Below are 4,340 nucleotides of genomic sequence, written 5' to 3' on the forward strand. Positions count from 1 at the left end.
CGCCGGTGCTGCGGCCGCCCTGGCCGCCGGGGGTCTGGGCGAGCGACCGCCATTCGCGCGGGCCTCCGTCGCGTACGGAGATCCCGCTGCCCGCCTGGGCGTCCTCGTCGGCGTCGCCCTGCCCGGTGGCGCCTTCCCTGCCGTAGCTGCCGTGCGAGCCGTCCCAGCCGCCGCCCGCGCCGCCGGGGCCGCCGTTGCCGCCCGAGCCGCCCCGGCCGCCCTTTCCGCCCCGACCGACGTAGACGGTCAGCGGTTCCCAGCGGTCCAGGCTGACGTTGCACGTGACGAAGGAGCCGGCCGCCCCGCCGCCTCCCCCCGCGCCACTGGCGCCGCCGCCCCCGCCGCTTCCGGCGTCGTTGGGTTTGCCGCCCTCGCCACCGCCACCACCGCCGCCACCGGCGCCGCCACCACCACCTCCGCCGGCACCCCAGGCGTACACGGTGAAGGAGGACAGGCCGGGGGGCAGCGCCCAGGCCTCGTCGGTCTGGGTGAACACCTTGTAGCCGTGCGGGCCGCCGTCCCGCTGGGTGGGCGCGGCCTGGGCGGCCGTCGCGCCGCCGGTCGTGGCGGCCAGCACGGTGACCGTGGAGGCGGTCGCCAACAGGCCCTGTCGGAAGAGTTTCTGATTGATCGTCACGCTTGTGATGGTCTGGATCCCCGACGGTACCGGCGACGGCTTCGACGCGGATTCACGCGAACGAGTGGTCGCGTTCCGGCCGAGTTCGAGGCGGTCCCGGCGGGCCGGGTGAGGGGCCCGGAATCCGGGGCGCCGGACCGGTCCACGGACCGCGGCCGAGCGGCGGAGGAGGTCCGCCTCTCCTCGACGGGCGGCGTGGCGGCACTGCGCGGACCTGCGCGGCGGCACTGCGCGGACCTGCGGAGATCCTCCCTCGATCGGGGGAGGGCGAGGGCGGGGAGCCCGGAGATACTGGCAAACATGATCAAGGGACTGAAGCCGCTGCTGCGCGGGTCGACGTATACGGGTGTGCTGTTCGCGGTGGTCGGGGCAGTGGCCGCGCTGCCGGTGGCGATGGTGGCGCTCGGGGTGACGCTGGGGCTGTCCGGCCGGCCGGACTCGGTCTGGGTGGCGCTGCCCGTGTGGGCGGTGCTCCTCGCGGTGTGCGGGCTGCCCCGGGTGGTGCGCCGGGTGCTGGCGGCGGGAGCGCGGAGGACGCTGGGCGTCGCGGTGCCCGCCCCGGTGAAGGGGGCCGCGGCGGAGTGGTGGCGGACGCCGGCGTTCGTGCTGGCGCAGGTGGCGCTGGGCTGGACGGTGCTGATCGGCGGCAGCACGCTGCTGGTGGCGGCCGTGGCGCTGCCCGCGCGCTGGACGGACGGCGCGGCGCGGGTCAGCCTCTTCGGCTGGGCCACGGACGTGACGGGCGTCTGGGCCTGGATCGTGGGGGCGCTCTGCCTGGTGCTCGCGGTGGCGCTGTTCGTGGCGGTGTCGGGTGCGCTGCGGTGGCTGGCGCCCCGGCTGCTCGGGCCCTCGTCGGCCGAGCGGCTCGCGATGGCCGCCGAGCGGGAGCGGCTGCTGGCCGAACGCAACCGGCTGGCCCACGAGCTGCACGACTCGATCGGGCACACCCTGACCGCCGCCACCATCCAGGCCGCCGTCGCGGGCGAGGTGCTGGCCGACGACCCGGTGGCGGCGCGGGCCGCCATGCGCAGCATCGAGGAGTCGACCCGGGCCGCGCTGGAGGACCTCGACTACGTGCTCGGCGCGCTGCGCGAGGAGCAGTCGGGCACCGCGCCGACCCGCACCCTCGCCGACCTGCCCGAGCTGGTCGACCGGCTCCGGCACGCGGGCGCCGTCGTGTCGCCGCGGATCACCGGGGACCTGTCGCAGGTGCAGGGCACGCTCTCCCGGGCCGCGTACCGGATCGTCCAGGAGGGGCTGACCAACGCGCTGCGGCACGGCTCGGGCGGGCCGATCGAGCTGCGGGTCGCGGCGGGGGCGGACGAGCTGGAGCTGAGCGTGGTCAACGGGGTGGCGGACGGGACCGGGGCGGGCGGTTTCCCGACCTCCGGGCACGGCCTGCCCGGGCTGGCCGAGCGGGTGCGGCTGCTGCACGGCGAGTTCGAGGCCGGCCCGTACGGCGAGGGGCAGTGGCGGCTGGCGGTCCGGCTGCCGATGCGGTGGGCGGCGTGAGCGGGGGCGGTGGGGGCCGGGCCGGCACGGACAGGGCGGTTGACCCCGCCTCGGGGGCGCCGTCCGACGTCACCCTGCTGATCGCCGACGACGACCCCGTCACCCGCAGCGGCCTGGGCACCCTGCTGGGCGCCCAGCAGGGCATCACGGTGGTCGGGCGGGCCGCCGACGGGGTCGAAGTGGTCGAGCAGGTGCGGATGTTGCGGCCGGACGTGGTGCTGATGGACGTGCGGATGCCGCGCCGCAACGGGATCGAGGCGACCCGCGAACTGCTGAAGGACGCCGACCCGCCCAAGGTCGTGGTGATCACCACCTTCGAGAACGACGGCTACGTCACCGCCGCGCTGAGCGCCGGCGCCAGCGGCTTCGTGCTGAAGCGGCGGCCCGTCCCGCAGATCGCCGAGGCGGTGCGGGTGGTGGCGGCCGGGGAGGCGGTGCTGTTCCCCGCCGCGCTGCGCCGGATGGTCGCGGCCCGGCCGCTGGAGTCGGCCGAGGCGCTGCCCCGGGCGGCGCTGACCGGGCGGGAGGAGGGGGTGCTGCGGCTAATGGCGACCGGGCTGTCCAACCCGGAGATCGCGCAGGCCCTCGCGGTGAGCCAGGAGACGGTGAAGACGCACGTCGGGAACGTGCTGGGCAAGCTCGGCGCGCAGAACCGGACCCATGCGGTGGTGATCGCGTACGAGAGCGGGCTGGTGGTGCCGGGGCTGCCCGGGGCCTGAGCGGCGGTGCGGCCACGGCTGCGCGGCCAAGGCGCTGCGGCCACGGCGGGAGCAGCCCCGGCGGTCGGTGCGGCCTGCGGCGTACGGCTTACGGCTTGCGGTTCACGGCCTGCGGCTTACGGCCTCGGGTCGATCGGGGCGAGGACGCCGAGGCGGTCCTCGACGGCCTGGGCGGCGGCCAGGCAGAGGTCCTCGCGGAAGGCCCGGCCGACGAGCTGCACGCCGGTGGGGAGGCCGTCCGCGGCGAGGCCGGTCGGGACGGCCACGGCCGGGACGCCGACGAAGCTGGTCACCGAGCAGAGCCGCATGGCCGAGGCGACCCGGTCCCGGCCCGCCTGGTCCCGCGACTCCAGGCCCGGTTCGACCGGCGGCTCGGTGAACACCGGGCCCAGCAGCAGCGGGTACGTGTGCAGGAACTCCGCCCAGGAACGGCGGATGTTCATCCAGGTGCCCAGTAGCCGGATCAGGCCGGGGCCGTCCACGGGCGGGGCGCTGCGCATCGTCAGCTCGATGAAGCGGTCGCCACCCTCGCCCAGCAGCTGTCGGACGGCGGGCCAGTTCGGCGCGAACTCGGTGCCGGTCAGGCGGTGGTAGGTGTCGAGCGCCTCGTCCAGCCGCGGGACGTCGGGGACCTCCTGGACGTCGTACCCGGCGTCGCGCAGGGCGTCGGCGGCGGTCCCGACGGCGCGGCGGACGGTGGGGTGGACGCCGTGGCCGCCCGGGTCGGCGACGACGGCGACCCGGAGCGGGGCGGCGAGCGGTTCGCCGTACAGCGGGACGGGCACGGCGCGCGGGTCGCGCGGGTCGGTGCCCGCCAACGTCTCGTAGGCGAGCCGCAGGTCGGCGACCGTACGGGCCAACGGGCCGTCGGTGACCAGGACCTGGGAGGCCGGGCCGGGGTCGTCCGGGCCGATCAGGCGCTGGTCGGCGGGGAAGCGGCCGGTGGTCGGGTTGAGGGCGGCGACCCCGCAGAAGGAGGCGGGGATGCGGACCGAGCCGCCGGAGTCGTTGCCGAGCCCGAGCGGGGCCATCCCGGCGGCGACGGCCACGCCGTCCCCGCCGCTGGTGCCGCCCGGGGTGCGGCGCGGGTTCCAGGGGTTGACGGTGTCGCCGTACAGCTCGCTGCGGGTGTGCATCCCGGCGAGGATCAGGGTCGGCAGGTTGCTGTGGCCGATCGGGATCGCCCCGGCCGCGCGCAGCCGGGCCACCGGGACGGCGTCGTCGGCGGCGACGTGGTCGCGGAAGCGCGGGGTGCCGAAGGTGGTGGCCACGCCGGCGATCGGGGTGCACTCCTTCACGGTGAACGGCACGCCCGCGAGCGGCCCGAGGGGCTCCCCGGCGGCCCGGCGGCGGTCGGTGTCCCGCGCGGCCGCGCGGGCGCGGTCGGCGAGGAGCTGGGTGACGGCGTTCAGGCGGGGGTTGACCTCGTCGATCCGGGCCAGGTGGCTGTCCATCACCTCCAGGGCCGACAC

At 76.8% G+C, this 4,340-nt stretch carries 3 protein-coding genes and 1 pseudogene; 2 read left to right on the forward strand and 2 right to left on the reverse strand.

From position 1 onward, the window contains the following. A pseudogene (locus ACFU6K_RS32435) lies at nt 1-637 on the reverse strand (hypothetical protein); the annotation flags it as partial. A gap of 300 nt (nt 638-937) precedes the next feature. Between ACFU6K_RS32435 and ACFU6K_RS32440 the strand changes: the two are divergent. Beyond that, nucleotides 938-2,149: a histidine kinase gene (locus tag ACFU6K_RS32440; protein WP_380669139.1), complete on the forward strand. Its 1,212-nt coding sequence runs from the start codon at nt 938-940 to the stop codon at nt 2,147-2,149. Nucleotides 2,150-2,223: 74 nt separating this feature from the next. Next, nucleotides 2,224-2,868 carry a response regulator gene (locus ACFU6K_RS32445; RefSeq protein ID WP_380669143.1) on the forward strand — a complete coding sequence of 215 codons (645 nt, stop codon included), beginning with the start codon at nt 2,224-2,226 and terminating at the stop codon, nt 2,866-2,868. 116 nt (nt 2,869-2,984) lie between these two features. Here ACFU6K_RS32445 and ACFU6K_RS32450 read toward each other — a convergent pair. Further along, a partial coding sequence (locus ACFU6K_RS32450; RefSeq protein WP_380669141.1) for an amidase family protein occupies nt 2,985-4,340 on the reverse strand: 1,356 nt, incomplete at its 5' end.

This window comes from Kitasatospora sp. NPDC057512 (assembly GCF_042802135.1).
Taxonomy (GTDB): Bacteria; Actinomycetota; Actinomycetes; order Streptomycetales; family Streptomycetaceae; genus Kitasatospora.